This is a genomic window from Bradyrhizobium sp. CSA112 (assembly GCF_029051645.1).
Lineage (GTDB): Bacteria > Pseudomonadota > Alphaproteobacteria > Rhizobiales > Xanthobacteraceae > Bradyrhizobium.
This window is the reverse complement of the sequence record NZ_JAACFS010000009.1, coordinates 169,309-186,684: the sequence shown is the minus strand read 5'-3', so window position 1 is coordinate 186,684 and position 17,376 is coordinate 169,309. Positions and strand designations below refer to the sequence as shown.

The window sequence follows — 17,376 nt, the reverse complement described above, 5'->3', positions numbered from 1 at the left end:
GCTTCATGCCGTATCGTTTGGCCGTAAAGGACATCGATTTTTTTGACCGGCAGGTAAACTTTGCCCGGCCGTTCCGGTTCGGCGCGGTTGTCATCAACGCGACGCCGCAGGCTTTCGTGCGGGTCGAAATCGAGGTCGAAGGCAAGGGCAGCGCGATTGGCGCCAGCGCCGAATTCCTGGTGCCAAAATGGTTCGACAAGCGGCCGCACCTTTCGCCGCTGGAGACGGTGACCGAACTGCGGCGCTCACTGCTGATCGCGCGGGACATTTATCTGGCCCATTCCGGGTTCGAGACCGCGTTCGGCCTGCATGCCGCCTGCATCGGCGCGCAGATCGAAGCATGCGCCAGAGAAGATATCCCGCGGCTGGCCGCGGCGTACGGACCGGCCGAAATCGACAAAGCGATCCTCGATGCCCTTTTGCGCTGCACCGGCGCCAATTTCTTCGACGGCATGGCGGCCAATGTCGCCGGAATCGATGCCCGCCTGTCACGTGATCTCGGCGATAATGACGTGACGCAGTTTCTCGCGAGCCGCAAGCGGCTGGAGCGCGTCGCGATCCGACACACCGTCGGCATGGACGATAAGGTCGAAGGCGAGGGCGGGGTTGCCGACAGCAGGGAAAACGCCGGAGCACGCTATTTTAAGCTCAAGCTCAACGGCGATCCCACTCACGACGCAGATCGGCTCATCCGGATCGGCCGCGAGCTTGCCACGCTCCCCCATGATTACCGCGTCACGCTGGACGCCAACGAGCAATATGCCGATCTCGCAGCTTTGAGCGCGCTGGTCGAGCGGCTCGATCGCGAGGCTGCACTACGGCCGATCGCGTCCAAATTGCTCTATATCGAACAGCCGATGCCGCGAGACATCACCCGACAATCGCCGCTCGGCGCGCTGGCGCGGCGCGATTTCATCGTTGACGAAGCCGACGACTCTTACGACGCGTTCCCAGTGGCGCGGACGCTCGGCTATCGTGGTATCTCCTCAAAATCCTGCAAGGGTATCTACAAATCGGTGATTAACGCGACCCGCGCGGCCAAGTGGAGCGCAGGCGGCGAAAAATGCTTCGTTGCCGGCGAGGATCTGACTTGTCAGGCGGGCCTTGCCGTGCAGCAGGATCTCGCGCTCGGCGCGCTGATCGGCGTCACCCATGCCGAGCGCAACGGTCATCATTATGTCGACGGCTTTGGCGACACGCCGGCCGTCGAAGCGGCGGCTTTTCTTGCGGCGCATCCCGATCTCTATGCCCGCGACGCCGGCAAGGTCCGGCTCGCGATACACGATGGCGATCTCCTGACGGGATCGCTGACCACGCCGGGCTTCGCCACGGCCACGCATCCGGAATGGTCCGCGATGTCGCCGCTTGAGCAGCCCACAGCCAGAATTTCCTTGGAGAAAGCAGTATGACGACCAAACGCCTCGGCCTGATCATGAACGGTGTGACCGGCCGCATGGGGCTCAACCAGCATCTGATCCGCTCCATCGTCGCGATCCGCGACCAGGGCGGCGTGCTGCTGTCTAACGGTGACCGCATGCTGCCCGACCCGATCCTGATCGGCCGCGATGCGGATAAGGTGGAACGGCTCGCCAAGCGCTTCAACGTCGAGCGGTGGTCGACCGATCTCGACAAGGCGCTGACCGCAAAGGACGACACCATCTTCTTCGACGCCGCAACCACGCAGGCGCGTCCCTCGCTGCTGACCAAGGCGATCGAAGCCGGTAAGCACGTCTATTGCGAAAAGCCGATCGCGACCAATCTGGATGAGGCGGTTGCGGTGCTCAGGCTCGCCAATGCCAGGGGCGTCAAGCACGGTACGGTGCAGGACAAGCTGTTTTTGCCGGGCCTGAAGAAGCTCGCGTTCCTGCGCGATTCCGGCTTCTTCGGCCGCATGCTCTCGGTGCGCGGCGAGTTCGGTTACTGGGTGTTCGAGGGCGGCTGGCAGGAGGCGCAGCGGCCGTCGTGGAATTACCGCAGCGAGGATGGTGGCGGCATCATTCTCGATATGGTCTGCCACTGGCGTTACGTGCTCGACAATCTGTTCGGTGAGGTCGAAAGTATCTCTTGCCTCGGCACGACTGATATCCCCGAGCGTTTCGATGAGAAGGGCAAGAAGTACACGGCGACCGCCGATGACTCCGCCTACGCCACCTTCCGCCTCAAGGGCGGCGTGATCGCGCATATCAACATGAGCTGGGTGACGCGGGTCTATCGTGATGACCTCGTCACCTTCCAGGTCGACGGCACTCATGGCTCGGCGGTGGCCGGCCTGACCGATTGCGTGATCCAGGCTCGCCAGGCGACGCCGCGTCCGGTGTGGAATCCGGACGAGAAGCGCACCCATGATTTCTATGCCGACTGGCAGAAGGTTCCGGAAAATGTCGTCTACGACAACGGCTTCAAGGAGCAGTGGGAAATGTTCATCCGCCACGTTTGCGAGGATGCGCCCTACAAGTTCACGCTGCTCGAAGGCGCCAAGGGCGTGCAGCTTGCCGAATGCGCGCTGCAGAGCTGGCGGGAGCGGCGCTGGATCGACGTTGCCCCGATCAAGGTGTGAGGAGGCCTAACCATGAACAAGCCTGTCCCACCGATGTCATCGCTGTCGCTGAAATTGCCGGCAGCGGATCGCTCGATCGAGACCTATCGTCTGGCGGCGTCGCGGACGTTTCCGGCAAAGCTCGAAGGCACGCTGAGCCGCGTGGCTTTCTCGGCCGCGCATGTGGTCGCCGATCCGCTGGCGGACAACGATCCCTGGCTTAGCGCTGCGATCGACTGGGATCGGACCATTGCGTTCCGCGAGCATGTCTGGGACCTCGGCCTCGGCGTCGCGGAGGCGATGGATACCGCGCAGCGCGGCATGGGCTTGGACTGGCCGACCTCGCTGGAATTGATCCAGCGCTCGGTCAAGGCGGCAAAGGCAAAGGGCAATGCGCTGGTGTTTTCCGGCGCCGGCACCGATCACCTCGCGGTGGAGGACGCCAAGACGATCGACGACGTCATCCGTGCCTATGAAGAGCAGATCGCGGCGGTGGAGAAGGCCGGCGGCCGCATCATTCTGATGGCTTCGCGCGCGCTGGCGAAACTCGGGCGCAGCGCCGACGACTACGCCAAGGTCTATAATCGCGTGCTGTCGCAGGTTCGCGAGCCCGTGATTATCCACTGGCTCGGCGACATGTTCGACCCGGCGCTTTCAGGCTATTGGGGCACTGCCGATCTCGACAAGGCGATGGATATTGCGGTTGCCATTATCAACGCCAACGCGGCCAAGGTGGATGGCGTAAAGGTCTCGCTGCTCGACAAGCAGCGCGAGATCGACATGCGCCGGCGGCTCGACAAGAACGTCAAGATGTATACCGGCGACGATTTCAACTATGCCGAACTAATCGCCGGCGACGACAAGGGTTTTTCGCACGCGCTGCTCGGCATCTTCGATGCCATCGCGCCGGCGGCGTCCTATGCGCTGTCGCGGCTCGCCGCCGGCGACGAGGCCGGCTTCCACGACGTGCTGGGGCCGACTGTTCCGCTGTCGCGCCATATCTTCCGGGCGCCGACGCGGTTCTACAAGACCGGCATCGTGTTCATGGCCTATCTCAACGGCCATCAGGATCATTTCACCATGGTCGGCGGGCAGGAGAGCGCACGCTCGACGCTGCATCTGGCCGACCTGTTCCGGCTCGCCGACAAGGCCGGGCTGCTCTCCAACCCTGAACTGGCGACACGGCGCATGAAGACGGTGTTGGCAACGCGCGGCATCGAGCCCTGATGCGCGATTTTTCTTCCGATCATCGCTGGCTGTCGCTGAATACGGCGACGGTCCGCAAGCAGGGCGATCTCGTTGCCATCATCGACGCCTGCGCGCGCCATGGCATCCGCGCCATCGATCCCTGGCGCGACCAGGTCGCGGCCATTGGTCTCGATCGCGCCGTCCGCGCGGTGCGTGACGCCGGGCTTGAATTGTCAGGCTACTGCCGCGGCGGCATGTTCACCTCAGATGCGGCGCACCGCATCGAGGCGCGCGACGATAACCGCCGCGCCGTCGACGAAGCCAAGGCGCTGGGCGCGCCCTGCATCGTGCTGGTCGTCGGCGGCCTGCCGCAATATTCGCGCCCGGGAAGCGCGGCCTCGAAAGACATCGTCGCTGCGCGGACACAGGTTCATGACGCCATCGCGGAGATGCTGGAATACGCGAAAGGGGCCAGTATGCCGCTGGCGATCGAGCCGCTGCATCCGGCCTATGCCGCCGACCGCGCTTGCGTGAACACGACAAAACAGGCGCTGGATATTTGCGACGAGCTCGATCCGCAGCGCACCGGCGCGCTCGGTGTCGCGCTGGACGTTTATCACATCTGGTGGGATCCGGAATTGATGCCGCAGATCGCGCGCGCGGGGAAGGATCGTTTGCTTGCGTTTCACGTCTGCGACTGGCTGGTGCCGACCAAGGACATTCTCAACGACCGCGGCATGATGGGCGACGGCGTCATCGACATCAAATCCGCACGATCGGCAGTTGAGGCGCAGGGCTTTGCCGGCTATTCCGAGATCGAAATCTTCTCCAGCGACTGGTGGGCAAGGCCGATGGACGAGGTTTTGAGGACCTGCATCGAGCGGCATCGCACGGTAGTGTAGCAGCCGGCGATCGAAGTCGTTTGTTCGCTGTCTCAATGGCGGACGGTGTTGTCTCGTATGTGAACTGCAGCGCGTTCTCTTTTCTGATAATGTCGCGCGAAGAGACAGCGCGCGGTTCCAGGTTTAACCTTTTCCGTGGCTATTTAGATTAACAAAGGGTTACCGTTGCGCGCGCGAGAACTCCGGCGCTAGCTACTCCGCACGGAGAACGTCTCCGATAGCGATGAGCGACAACATGAAAATCCTTTACGCAATTGCGACCCTCACCCTGCTGTCGACGTCGGCGCAGGCATGGCAGATCGTCGAACGCTGCACCCACAGCAAGTTCTATGGCAATGTGTGTACGACGTCCTACTTGGACGATCCGCCGCGCAACGCGGCGCAGGATCAGGAAAACGAGAAGGCAAGGCGAGCCAGCATCGAGAAGTGGGAAGCGTTCTGCAAGCCGCAGCGCACCTACGATAGCGAAGGCGTCGTCCGCCTGGTTTACGCCCGCAAGGGCTGCGAGTTCGGCCGCAGCGAGTAACTGGTCGCTTGCGCTCCCCGCAATCGGCGCGGAGCACTCCGGGCTCGACGGCGCCTTGTCGCGCCCGAAATTCCGCTAAATCTTTATCTACCAAATTGCGACCCGGTTAGTCACGCCGCTTTACGCCGCCTCAATGCTTGTCGGGCATTCCTGACGTTCGGCATTCATTTCAAGGGGCAGTGTCCATGCGCGTCTTCATCGCCATCTCGATTGTCGCAGCTTCGGTATCGTCCGCGTCCGCGCAATTCGCGATGGATCACGGCCACGCCGCGGATGCCGCGCAGGCCGCCCGGGCGGCGCGGGCTGCAGCGGATGCCAAGGCCGCGGCCATTGCCTCCGGCGCGCCGCTGCTTCCCAGCCAGCAAACCAACTTCTACGTCGGCAACCGCGGCACCTTGAAGATCGCGCCCCGGACAGCGGAAGAGTTGAAGGCCGATGAGGCCGCCGCCCAGGCTGCCTGGAAGGAGCGCTGCCGACCGACTGTGGTCGAAGACCGCGAGGGCCTGCGGCGCGTGAAATATGCCGAACGGGATTGCGATCTTTCCCGCTTCAACACCGCCGGCAATTAGAACTGCCGCACGCTAGGGCGGAACCGAGCGGCGCCTGAGCCCTCTCGGGTCGCCCGATGCGGGACGGTGGTCCGGTTTCGGCTATGCCCTCCGGGGCCGAAATGCTAGAGCTTCCCCAACCACCGTTGGGGCGGCATGACTTTCACTTCCTGGCAGTTCGGCGCCTTTGTCGCGATCATATTTGCGGCCTATTATCTGCCGGCGCTGAGGGCGTTTCAGGTCCATCTCCTGGTCTTCGCCAGCCTGTTCTTTTATGGATATGGCCAGCCGGAACTGCTGGCGCTGTTGGCTGTCGCGGTTTTCGGAACTTATCTCTTCCTGGTCCTGGCATTGCGAAACCGGCAGGTCTGGCTTCCGGTCGGCATCGTCTTCAACGTCGCACTGCTAGCCTTCTTCAAGTACAAGCTGCTGTTCATCGATCCGGCGTCGCCCAGCCTGGTCGACTTCGCGCCGCTTGACTTTCTTCTGAAACTGCCGCTGCCGATCGGCATTTCTTTTTTCGTCTTCCACAACATCAGCCTTCTGGTTGATCTGACCCGGCAGAAGACGGCACCGCCGACGCTGACCGGCGTATTCCTCTACATCATTTTCTTTCCGCAACTCGTGTCAGGTCCGATCACGCGCGCGGAAATGTTCATGCCGCAAATCAAGCCGAAATATTTTTCGGACGTTCCGCTCGTCGAGGCCGCGAAATGGATCCTGACCGGGTTCTTCTTCAAGCTCTACGTTGCGAACAACCTCAATGAAATGACGTCTTATATGAGCTTCCCGCTCTACGAGACGCTACAGACCCAGGATCGCTGGCTGCTCGTCTTCCTCTACAGTTATCAGATCTATGCGGACTTCTTCGGTTATTCCGCGATTGCGATCGGCCTTGGTCTCTTGTTCGGTTACCGTCTGCCGATCAACTTCAATCTTCCCTACATCGCGACATCGTTCTCCGAGTTCTGGACGCGCTGGCACATCTCGCTATCGACCTGGCTGCGGACCTATCTTTACGTTCCGCTCGGCGGCAACCGCCATGGCATATGGCGGACCTATTTGAACCTGATGATCGTCATGGGACTAGGCGGTCTCTGGCATGGCGCCGGTCTTAGCTATCTGCTGTGGGGATTGATGCACGGCCTGTTGCTGGTGCTCGAACGCCCCTTGTTGGCGCGGCTGGCTTCGATCGATTTTGCGGCGCTTCGAGCGGCGCGAATGACCGTCGTCTTTGTCTGCGTCACCATGCTCTGGATCTTCTTCAAGCTGCCGAACTTCGATCATGCGATCGGCTATCTCACGGGCATGTTTACGCCGAGCACGAATCCCAATCCGACCAAGCTGTTCTACAGCCTGGCGCTGCTCTATTCGCTGCCCGTCATGATCCAGCACTTTGTTTCCCGACCGCTTTTCGAAGGCAATTTGCGCCGGGTGGAACCTTATCTCTATGGCTCGATGGCCGCGCTGATGTATCTGGAGGCCGGTCCCGAAACGTCGTTCATCTACTTTCAGTTCTAGGGACGAGGAAAAAATGTCTGCCGCTAGGTGGTTGGTACAATGCGGGGCTGCCGCGGCGATTGTCTTGATCGCCTGCGGCTTCGCCACCATGCGCTTCGGCATCGGGTTGCAAATGCCGGCGACGACGACACGGGATGGCACGCTGATCAACCTGAGCCGTTACCTGCGCGAGCCCGTGCCTGACATCGTGCTGGTGGGCAGCTCGATCACGTTCCGCCTCAAGGAGGAATATTTTGCAACGGCCGGCTTGCGGAATCTGGCGCTTGCGGGGGGCTCTCCGATCACCGGGCTGGAGATCGTCGCGAACCAGCCGCCGCTCCCGAAATTCATTCTGGTCGAGGCGAATGTTCTGACCCGTCCCACCGATGCCGCGCTGGTCGAGCGTTACTCACGCGGTGACACCGAGCCGTTGTTCTTTCGCCCCGTCAGGGCTGCGGTCGCCGCCTATGAGCAGCGGCTTCACGCCCCCCTCACGCATGAGCAGGTCGTACTCAATCTGCGCAAACTGACCGAGCAGCCGCCGAGCGATTTCGACAACCGGGTCTATGCGGATCGCGCGCTGCAGCAATTCAATGCGGAGGATCCGGCGGATGCCGCCCGGGTCAACGCGAAACGAATTGAGGAATTGATCCGGATGGTGGAGCATCGCGGCGCGCGGGTGTTGCTGTTCGAGCTACCGTATTCGGAGCCGATTGAAGGCTCGCGGTATGCAGCGACCACGCGGGAGATGGTTCACGCCGCGTTTCCGGATACGAAACGATGGTTGCCTGTCGAAGTGAACCGAAGCGAACTGCGCTGGGCGGACGGCGTTCATCTCGACGAACGCTCTGCGGTGATTGTGACGCAGGCGATGGAACGCGCTTTAGCATTGGCGCGCACGGTGAGGTAATGGATGGCTAGCCGACCTGCGTTCCGAAAACGCCTGCGGCTGCGGCGTCATCGCGGTTGAGCAAGGAAAGCGATGATCTTTTTTCTATCCTCGCTCGATGTGAGGCCGCCATACGGCTTCATGCTGTTGCCGGGTACGACCTCATCGGGGTTTGCAATGAAGCGATCGAGCTTCTCCTCGTCCCAGACGAAGCCTGCCTCCTTCATCGCGCTGGAAAACCCGTAGTCCGGTAGCGATCCTGCCTTCCGACCAATAATCTTGTGCAGGTTCGGGCCGAGCCGGTTGTCGCCCTCTCTCACGATATGACAGGTTCTACAGGCATTGTTGAACGCTTGTTGTCCTGAGGCGTCCTCCGTGCCCTGCGACGCCTGAGGCAGGGCGGAAGGCGATGGAAACATGTACGCCATTGCGCTCAATGTCCCTATCAGGAACATCCGGTTACGGCGCCGCACAGATGCGTCTAGCCGGCTGGACATTGGCCGGGCCAGAAGCATGATGAAGTTCCATTGCCTCATTCGATCACCTCGTCAGCAAGAGGATCGGGTCAGAGTTGTGGTCAGGGGCTTGCGGTCTGTTGCAGCGTATTGAAGCGCGCCTTCTGTTCGCTGCTCAACGTGGCATAGAACTTGTCCAATGCGTCCTGCACCCAATCGGCTGCCTCGAGCATGGCCTTGAGCCGCTTCTCCATCGTGTCCAGCCGCCCGACCGGCGTAAGCGGCACGTCGTCCGGGCAGGCAGCTTGTAGCCCTGCAACGGCCTTCTTGGTCACGTCGCTCAAGCGGTCAAGCGCCTCCTTTTGCTCGCCCGCCAGCCGTACGACAGCCTCGATCCGTTCGATCGGTAGCTGGGTGAGGCTGGATTTCGGATCGCCACAAGCCTCGGCCTGAGCATTCGCTTCCTGCTGTGGCGGCTGTGGCGATCGCTCGCCGACGTTCGGGCCGAGCGCGTTGAAGCGCGCCTTCTGCTCGTCGTCCAGCGAATTATAGAACTGCTCCAGTGCCGGCCGGACGATCCTCACCGCGTCGAGCGTTGCGCTGACGCGGTTCGTCATTGCCCGCAAGCGGCCGGGCGGCGTCATCGCATAGGTATCGGCGCAGGATTCCTTGAACACATCGGCAGCCTTTGCCGCAGCGGCTTTCAATTCGTCGAGCAGGGCGCGCTGCTCGGGCGTTGGCTGGACCGCGCGCGTGATCTCCGCGATTGGCCAGGCGGTCACGCCCTTATCCGGATCGCCACACAATTGCCGGATCGTCTGCCGGCTCACGCTTGCAGGCTTGCGCGCTCGGAAATCGGTGATTGCCGCGCCGGGTTCGGGATATCTGGCATAAGCGGAGTACGGGCTGTCCGTACCCCAAAACACCGTGTCGACGAAATCGTCGTAGGCGTAGGCCCAATAGCCGGGATCGTAGGCATGGGGCCAGAAGGTGTAACTGAAGATGTCGGAATAGGCGTAGGGCCAGAAGACCGGGCCGAGCCAGGCCACAAACGCGGCGCGGTGCCCGTGCCGCCAAGCGTGGCGGGGAGCCCAGTGGTTCTCGCGGGCCATCAGCGCGGTTCGGGCTTGCAAGGCATCATTGCTGCGGAACTGCGCGGCAAACCGTCCGCGGGCTGCAGCCTGCGCGGCGGCAGCAGCGGCGGATCGTTCAGCCGAAGGAGGTGGCGCCAGCCGCTGCAGGCGCGCCTGATCGGTCTGCTGCAGGCGCTGTTCGCGCTGGAGCAACCGGTTCTGCGTCTGCAGCAACCGTTCCTGCGCACGTTGCGCCCGGAGACCTTCCGGCTGCTGCGACTGCAATTGCTGTACGCGCTGCTGCAAGCGATCGATCCGGTTCTGGCGCTCTGTGCTCTGGCGCGACAGCGTCTCGCGCTGGCGTTCCTGCACAATTTGCTGTCGCTGCTGGATGCGCTGCTCACGCTGTTGCGCGCGCGTTTCGATCTGCTCCTGTCGCGACGGTCGGCCGCCCACAGCGGGCAGCGTGCTCGGGCGCGACGGTGCGGCGATGCGCGGTTCGGGTCTCGTCATGGCCGGTCGCTGCGACGGCGCGGAACGCTGGATCTCGGGTCGTGGCCCTGCAATGCGCGGCGCGGCCGCTCGCGGCGGTGCGGCGATTTGCGGCGCCGCGCGCGGGGCCATGGCTGGACGCTGAGGCGGGGGAGCTGCACGGATCGCCGGCGCGGCGGGTCGCGCCATAGCCGGAGGCGCCGCAGGACGAGCCATCGGGGGCGGTGCCGCCGGGCGGGCCATAGCCGGAGGTGCCGCTGGGCGGGCCATAGCCGGCGGTGGTCCCGCTGGACGGGACATGGCAGGTGGTGCTGCCGGCGCAGCCACGCCCCCTGGACCGTGACCCCTTCCCATTTGGGCGGATGAGCCGGTGCTCAGCGCGATCGCGGAGACACCAAGAAGAAGCGTTGCAACGCGGGCGACGCGCGGAAGCATGGTCTCAACTCCCTCGTGCTTCGTCGCCCGGAAGTGTCAACGCGCAACCGCAGAAATCGTTCGCCTGGCGTCTGTGGCTTACATTGCGATTTTGCGACGCAGGACTGATGCAGTTCGCCTACGGCGCTAGCTGACCGTGCAAGGCACGCTCAAGTACCCGCGGAAGCGCACGCGGCCGCCGCGTACCGGTGCGCCGTCGAGCGCATAATCCGGAAAGCGCGCGAGGAAATGAGAGATCGCGATCGCGCCCTCGAGCCGCGCCAGCGCCATGCCGGCGCATTGATGCGCGCCGGTGCCGAAGGCCAGATGCCGGTTCGGCGTGCGGCTGATATCGAAACGTTCGGGATCGGCGAACTGCGCGGGGTCGCGGTTGGCGGCGCCGATGCACAGCGTCACCGGCGTGCCCGGTGGCATCGCGATGCCGCCCAGTTCGAATGGCTCCACCGTCATGCGATTGCCGAGCTGATTGGAGCTCTCGAACCGCAGCATTTCCTCGACAGCGGTCTTGATCAGCGCGGGATTCTCGATCAACCGGCGTTTCTCGCTGGCGTGGTTCGACAACGCCACCAGGCCGTTGCCGATCAGGTTGGTGGTGGTCTCGTGGCCGGCATTGAGCAGGAAGATGCAGTTGTGCAGCAGCTCCTTTTCGGTCAGCCGTTCGCCATTGTCTTCGCCCTGAATGAGCCGCGTCAGCACGTCGCGGTCGGGATTGCCAGGCTTGGCCCGTCGCCGCGCCACCAGCCCTTCGAGGTAGGACAGGAAATCCTCCACCGCCTTGTTGCCACGGGCGAAGGCGTCCGGGCCGATCACCGGCTCCAGCGCACCGAGGATAGCCAGCGACCAATCGCGCAAGGGCTCGCGCTCGCCCTGGGGGACGTCGAGCAGATTACCGATCACCTCGATCGGGATCGCGGCGGCGAAATCGTCGATCAGGTCCACCTTGCCCTTGGCGGCGATGGCGTCGAGCAGGCGGTCGACCAGCCGGATCAGATCGGGCTCCATGCCGGCGATCGCGCGCGGCGAGAGCGCGCCCATGATCAGCCGCCGCACGCGGGTGTGGGCGGGCGGATCGTTGAACACAAGGCTTGTGGTGTGGTGCTCGTAGAGCAGCGAATTACCGTACTTCGGCGAGAACTCCTTCTTCTTGTCCGAAGAGAAGGCTTTGGTGTTCTTGTAGGCTGCAACCAGATCGTCGTAGCGGGTCAAAAAATACGAGCCATTCGGCAGCCGCTTGACCGGTTCGGTCTCGCGCAGCGCGCGGTAGGTCGGGTAGGGGTCGGCGTAGAACTCCCGCGTCAGCCTTTCGAGGTCGAAGGTGGCCGCCAGTTCGCGCGCATCCAAATTCATGGCCCGGCACACTCTTTGGGAAAATTAAGCAAGCGACCATCAAATTAGTCGCAACTGCAACTATCTTAGATGCCATTCCCGGGGCGTCAAGCCAGAGCGCATTTTCCAGCTCCGAAACCATCCGCGGCGCGTTGGGGTTGCAGCTGATCCAGGATGAGCCGGCAAGGTGAGCGCCGGATTCCAGGAAAAGTCATGCTCAAACAACGCGATGAAGCTGTGTCTTTGACGTCACCCCGCGACATAATTCGCTTGGTGCGCTGCAATGGATCCTTGACTCTGTCAAGGTGAGTGATTACTCACGCCCCCATGTCTACCCTGCGCATGACCAGTGATTTGCGGCGGCAATTGATCTTGAGCGCCGCCAAGCGATGCTTTGCCCGCAACGGCTTTGCCGGCACCACGACCAAGAGCGTGGCAGCGGCCGCAGCCATTTCGGAAGGGCTATTGTTCAAGCACTTCCCCTCCAAGGCCGCGCTCTACGCCGAAATTCTCACCGAGGAGTGCGAGGCCGATCCGGATTTCGCACATCTGCTCGGCCAAGAACCTTCAACTGCCACACTGGTCGAGCTGGTCAAGGGCATGGTTGGCCATTTCGTCGAGGTGTCGGACGGGTCGGATCCGGAGGAAGCGCAGCGGCTGCGGCTGATGACGACGAGCCATCTCGACGACGGCGAATTCGCGCGGCTGCTTTACGACAAGATCGGCGGCCTAATCGGGCCGGTATTTTCCACATCGATCGAACGCGCGGTCGCGGTTGGCGATGCGGTGCGGATCGGCAGCGACCCGCTCAACCTGTTCTGGTTCGCGCACCACACCGTGCTGATGGCGGCGCTCACGCGGCTTCCGGCCGTGCCCTGTCTTTCCTACGGCAACGCCGCCGATCTGCAGCGGCAACTTTGTCAATTCATCCTGCGCGGCATCGGACTTACCGAAGCCGCAATTGCTTCTCATTTGGACGGCGAGCTGTCACCGAATTCGGGACGATCGGTAACTGCAGAAAGTGCATGACATGAATATCGTGACTGAACACAAGATATCGGGCAAGCCGATTGTCGATAAGACGCACAAGCGGCCGGTCCGGATGGTGCGATGGTTCATCGTCGTGGGATTGTTGCTGGCCTTGCTGGTCGGCGGCCTCGTCTGGTTCAACTACTTCCGCGGCAAGATGATTGCGCAGTTCTTCGCGAACAACAAGCCGCCGCCGGTGAGCGTCAACGTTGCCACGGCGAAGTCCGAGACCATTCCGAACCTCCTGACCGCGGTCGGCGATCTCGCCGCCGTGCATCAGGTCAACGTCACCTCCGACGTCAACGGCCGCATCACCGACATCCAGTTTACAGCTGGTGCAAGCGTGAAGGCAGGTACGCCGCTGGTGCAGTTGTTCGACGGTCCGGAGCAGGGCGACCTCGCGAACTATAAGGCGCAGCAGCGAGTGGCGCAGATATCGCTGGATCGCGCCAAGCAACTGGCCGAGCGTCAGGTCGGGCCGCAGGCGACGGTGGACACCGCGCAAGCGGCGTTCGACCAGGCCAGCGCCGGCATCGCCAAGACCGAGGCGATCATCTCGCAGAAGCTGGTGCGGGCGCCGTTCGATGGCGAACTCGGCGTTCGCAGGGTCGAGGTTGGACAATATCTCACGGCCGGCACGCAGATCGTCTCGCTGACCGATCTGTCGGCGCTGTATGCGAACTTCACCGTGACGGAAAAGGATTCCGGCCAGCTCAAGGTCGGCCAGATCGTCCGTATCGCGGTCGATGCCTATCCGGGCCGTACCTTCGAGGGCAAGATCACCACCATCGAGCCGCAGATCGCGGCCGAAACGCGCAACATTCGCGTGCAGGCGACGATCCAGAATCCGGACCGTATCCTCAAGCCCGGCATGTTCGTGACCACCACCGTGGTGCTGCCGGACAAGCCGCCTGTGGTCACCGTGCCCGAAACCGCGGTTGACTACACGCTCTATGGCGACTCGGTCTTCCTGCTCAGCGAGAAAAAGGAAGAGGACGGCAAAACCAGCCTCACGGTGACGCGGACGTTCGTGCAGACCGGCAAGCGCGTCGAAGGACGGGCTGAAATCCTGAAGGGCCTGAAGGACGGCGACCGCGTCGTGGCGGTGGGGCAGCTCAAGCTGCAATCGGGATCCGCCGTGACGATCTCGACCGATCCGACACCGCCGATTCCCGCGAAGCCACCGCGCTACTGACAACAGATGAGCGCGATCCTGAGGGGCCGCGTTGGCGAAAGACGGGCAGCGGCCCTCGAGACGAGACCGCGCCCAAAACTGCTGAACTCACCGGGATAAATCTGCGATGGCCTTAACCGATATCTTCATCAAGCGTCCGGTCCTCTCGGTCGTCGTGAGTCTGCTGATCCTGCTGATCGGTCTCAGGGCCGCCAGCGTATTGCCGATCCGGCAATATCCGAAGTTGTCGAATACGGTGGTCAACATCACCACGTCTTATCCGGGCGCGTCGGCTAACCTCATTCAGGGCTTCATCACCACTCCGATCGAGCAGGCGGTCGCCTCCGCCGAGGGCGTCGACTACATCACCTCGTCGTCCGTGCAAGGCACCAGCACGATCCAGGTCTACATCAAGCTGAATTTCGACCCGAATCAGGCGCTGACCGAGGTTCTCGCCAAGGTGAACTCGGTCAAATACCTGATCCCGAAGGAATCGAACGATCCGGTCATAACCAAGACGACCGGCCAAACCACGGCGGTGATGTATCTGGGCTTCTCCAGCGAAGAACTCTCGGGGTCGGCGATTTCAGACTATCTGACACGCGTGGTGCAGCCGGTGCTGTCGACGGTCGACGGCGTTGCATCCGCCGACATTCTCGGCGGACAAACGTTCGCGATGCGGCTGTGGCTCGATCCGGTGCGGATGGCGGGGCGCGGCGTATCGCCGAGCGACGTTTCGGCGGCGATTGCCGCCAACAACTTCCAGGCCGCGGCCGGTCAGGCCAAGGGCTACTTCATCGTCTCGAACGTTCAGACCAACACGGACCTGCGGAATCTCGATCAATTCAAGAAGATGATCGTCAAATCCAAGGACGGCGGCTTCGTGCGGATCGAGGATATCGCGACTGTCGAACTCGCCGCCCAAAGCTCGGATGCGAGCGTCGCCTTCAGCGGCGAGCGCGCGATCTTCATCGGCGTGCAGGCGACGCCACAAGGCAACCCGCTGACGCTGGTCAAGGGCGTGCGCGCGCTGTTTCCGGAGCTCGAACGCAACCTGCCGCCGTCGATGAAGATGAAGGTGGCTTATGATTCCACCAAGTTCATTCAGTCGTCGATCGACGAGGTGCAGAACACGCTGATCGAGGCGGTGCTGATCGTCGTGGTCGTGATCTTCCTGTTCCTGGCCTCGTTCCGCTCGGTCATCATTCCCGTGGTGACGATTCCGCTGTCGCTGATCGGCGTCTGCAGCCTGATGCTGGCGATGGGCTTCAGCTTCAACCTTCTGACGTTGCTGGCGATGGTGCTGGCGATCGGGCTCGTGGTCGACGACGCCATCGTGGTGGTCGAGAACATCCATCGACATCTGGAAGAGGGAAAAACTCCGGTACAGGCGTCGCTGCAGGGCGCGCGCGAAATTGTAGGTCCCGTAATCTCGATGACTATCACGCTGGCAGCGGTGTACGCGCCGATCGGATTCCTCGGCGGCTTGACCGGTTCGTTGTTTCGAGAGTTTGCCTTCACGCTTGCAGGCTCGGTGATCGTGTCGGGCGTGATCGCGCTAACGCTGTCGCCGATGATGTGCTCGGTCCTCCTGAAGAGCGCGGACGAAGGGCGATTCTCGAGACTGGTCAACAGGGTATTCGGCGCGATGACCCGCTGGTACGGACGCCAGCTCGACCGCTCGCTCGACTATCGTCCGATCACCGGGCTGTTCGCGCTGACGATCCTCGGTCTGGTCGGCTTCCTCTATATGAACACTTCCAAGGAGCTCGCGCCCGAGGAAGACCAGGGCATCGTGTTCTCGGTGACCAAGGCGCCGAAATACGCCAACATCGACTATGTCGATTTCTACGGCGACAAGCTCGACAAGGCGTTTGCCAAATTTCCGGAAACCGACCTGCGCTTCGTCCTGAACGGGATCAACGGGCCGCAGGGCGGCATTGCCGGCATGCTGCTCAAGCCGTGGGATGAGCGCGAGCGTTCCTCGATTAAGCTGAAGCCGCTGGTGCAGGCGGAGATCAGCAAGATCGAAGGCGTCCAGGCGTTCGCGTTCAACCTGCCGCCGCTCCCGGGCGGACCCGGCGGGCTGCCGATACAGATGGTGGTCAATTCCACCGCCGGCTTCCAGGCCGTTTATGACGAGATGGCGAAGGTGAAGGACGCCGCGCGCAAGAGCGGGCTGTTCATCGTGTCCGACAGCGACCTCGAGTTCAACCAGCCGGTGGTGCGCGTCTCCATCGACCGTTCCAAGGCGAGTGATCTCGGCATCAACATGTCGCAGGTCGGCGCCACTTTGCAGACGCTGCTGGGCGGCAATTACGTCAATCGCTTCAATCTCGAGGGACGTTCGTATCAGGTCATCCCGCAGGTGTCGCGGGACAAGCGGCTGTCGCCGGAATCGCTCGGCGGCTACTACGTCCCGACCAACACCGGGCAACTGGTGCCGCTTTCGACCATCGTGTCGATCGAGACCGGTACCGATCCGAATTCGCTCACGCACTACAACCAGCTCAACTCCGCGACCTTCTCGGCGGTGCCGATGCCGGGCGTGACGGTGGGACAGGCCGTGGACTTCCTGGAGGGCGAAGCCAAAAAGCTGCCTGCCGGGTTCGGCCATGACTATCTGGCTGATTCTCGCCAATATGTGCAGGAAGGCAACCAGCTTGCGATCACCTTCGGCTTCGCGCTGATCATCATCTTCCTGGTGCTGGCGGCCCAGTTCGAGAGCTTGCGAGATCCGCTGGTGATCATGATCAGCGTACCCATGGCGATCGTCGGCGCGCTAATCCCGCTGTTCTTCGGCGTGGCGACCATCAACATCTACACCCAGGTCGGGCTATTGACGCTGGTCGGCCTCATCACCAAGCACGGCATTCTGATGGTCGAGTTCGCCAATGAATTGCAGCTTAAGGAAGGTCTCGACAAGCGTTCGGCGATCGAGATGGCGGCCCGCATCCGGTTGCGTCCGATCCTGATGACGACGGCGGCGATGGTCACCGGCCTGATCCCGCTGCTGACGGCGACCGGCGCGGGCGCGGCGAGCCGCTTCTCGATCGGCCTCGTCGTGGTCGCGGGCATGTCGATCGGCACGCTGTTCACGTTGTTCGTGCTGCCGGCGGTCTATGTCTGGATGGCCACCGACCACCAGGCCAAGGCCGGCTCGCAGCGGACCAAGGAGATCTCCGATTTCGATCTCGGAAGGTCGGGGCTCAAGCCGACCTGAGTCTTTGTAACTCTAGAATAGCAAGCGGCGGCAGCGGGAAATCGTTGCCGCCGCTTTTTCATGCCGGGAGATGCGACGCC

General features: G+C 62.4%; 14 protein-coding genes. 11 read left to right on the top strand and 3 right to left on the bottom strand.

The annotated features are described in order from the left end of the window. The first annotated feature begins 5 nt into the window (after positions 1-5). From GWE18_RS18625 to GWE18_RS18590, 8 genes are all read left to right on the top strand, one after another. Positions 6-1,409, top strand: a complete 1,404-nt coding sequence (locus GWE18_RS18625; RefSeq protein ID WP_275187157.1) for a hypothetical protein — start codon at positions 6-8, stop codon at positions 1,407-1,409. Then, positions 1,406-2,557, top strand: a complete 1,152-nt coding sequence (locus tag GWE18_RS18620) for a Gfo/Idh/MocA family oxidoreductase (RefSeq protein ID WP_275187156.1) — start codon at positions 1,406-1,408, stop codon at positions 2,555-2,557. Before GWE18_RS18625 ends, GWE18_RS18620 begins: the two co-directional genes overlap by 4 nt. 12 nt (positions 2,558-2,569) lie before the next feature. After that, positions 2,570-3,763 carry a dihydrodipicolinate synthase family protein gene (locus tag GWE18_RS18615; RefSeq protein ID WP_275187155.1) on the top strand — a complete coding sequence of 398 codons (1,194 nt, stop codon included), beginning with the start codon at positions 2,570-2,572 and terminating at the stop codon, positions 3,761-3,763. Continuing rightward, a complete protein-coding gene (locus tag GWE18_RS18610) occupies positions 3,763-4,626 on the top strand; it encodes a sugar phosphate isomerase/epimerase family protein (RefSeq protein WP_275187154.1) in 864 nt (287 codons plus the stop codon). Before GWE18_RS18615 ends, GWE18_RS18610 begins: the two co-directional genes overlap by 1 nt. A gap of 235 nt (positions 4,627-4,861) precedes the next feature. Next, on the top strand, positions 4,862-5,152 hold the full coding sequence (locus tag GWE18_RS18605; protein ID WP_275187153.1) for a hypothetical protein: 291 nt from the start codon (positions 4,862-4,864) through the stop codon (positions 5,150-5,152). A 185-nt stretch (positions 5,153-5,337) separates the two neighbouring features. Beyond that, entirely contained in the window at positions 5,338-5,721 is a 384-nt protein-coding gene (locus GWE18_RS18600; protein ID WP_275187152.1) for a hypothetical protein, read from the top strand. A 135-nt stretch (positions 5,722-5,856) separates the two neighbouring features. Then, positions 5,857-7,221: an MBOAT family O-acyltransferase gene (locus tag GWE18_RS18595; protein WP_275187151.1), complete on the top strand. Its 1,365-nt coding sequence runs from the start codon at positions 5,857-5,859 to the stop codon at positions 7,219-7,221. 13 nt (positions 7,222-7,234) lie between these two features. Next, positions 7,235-8,110, top strand: a complete 876-nt coding sequence (locus GWE18_RS18590; protein WP_275187150.1) for a hypothetical protein — start codon at positions 7,235-7,237, stop codon at positions 8,108-8,110. A 47-nt stretch (positions 8,111-8,157) separates the two neighbouring features. Here the strand turns inward: GWE18_RS18590 and GWE18_RS18585 are convergent, their stop codons facing one another. The 3 genes from GWE18_RS18585 to GWE18_RS18575 all read right to left on the bottom strand — a co-directional run bounded on the left by GWE18_RS18585 (position 8,158) and on the right by GWE18_RS18575 (position 11,891). Further along, positions 8,158-8,508: a c-type cytochrome gene (locus GWE18_RS18585; protein WP_275187188.1), complete on the bottom strand. Its 351-nt coding sequence runs from the start codon at positions 8,506-8,508 to the stop codon at positions 8,158-8,160. Positions 8,509-8,666: 158 nt separating this feature from the next. Continuing rightward, positions 8,667-10,130: a Spy/CpxP family protein refolding chaperone gene (locus GWE18_RS18580; protein ID WP_275187149.1), complete on the bottom strand. Its 1,464-nt coding sequence runs from the start codon at positions 10,128-10,130 to the stop codon at positions 8,667-8,669. A gap of 540 nt (positions 10,131-10,670) precedes the next feature. Continuing rightward, entirely contained in the window at positions 10,671-11,891 is a 1,221-nt protein-coding gene (locus GWE18_RS18575) for a cytochrome P450 (protein WP_275187148.1), read from the bottom strand. Between the two features lie 306 nt (positions 11,892-12,197). On the opposite strand from GWE18_RS18575, the gene GWE18_RS18570 reads away from it, so the two are divergent. The 3 genes from GWE18_RS18570 to GWE18_RS18560 all read left to right on the top strand — a co-directional run bounded on the left by GWE18_RS18570 (position 12,198) and on the right by GWE18_RS18560 (position 17,296). Beyond that, positions 12,198-12,899 (top strand): TetR/AcrR family transcriptional regulator, encoded by a 702-nt coding sequence (locus tag GWE18_RS18570; RefSeq protein WP_275187147.1) that lies wholly within the window; start codon positions 12,198-12,200, stop codon positions 12,897-12,899. A gap of 1 nt (position 12,900) precedes the next feature. Continuing rightward, on the top strand, positions 12,901-14,094 hold the full coding sequence (locus GWE18_RS18565) for an efflux RND transporter periplasmic adaptor subunit (RefSeq protein ID WP_275187146.1): 1,194 nt from the start codon (positions 12,901-12,903) through the stop codon (positions 14,092-14,094). A 106-nt stretch (positions 14,095-14,200) separates the two neighbouring features. Then, positions 14,201-17,296, top strand: coding sequence for a MexW/MexI family multidrug efflux RND transporter permease subunit (locus tag GWE18_RS18560; RefSeq protein WP_275187145.1), 3,096 nt, complete (start codon positions 14,201-14,203; stop codon positions 17,294-17,296). Positions 17,297-17,376: the final 80 nt, after the last annotated feature.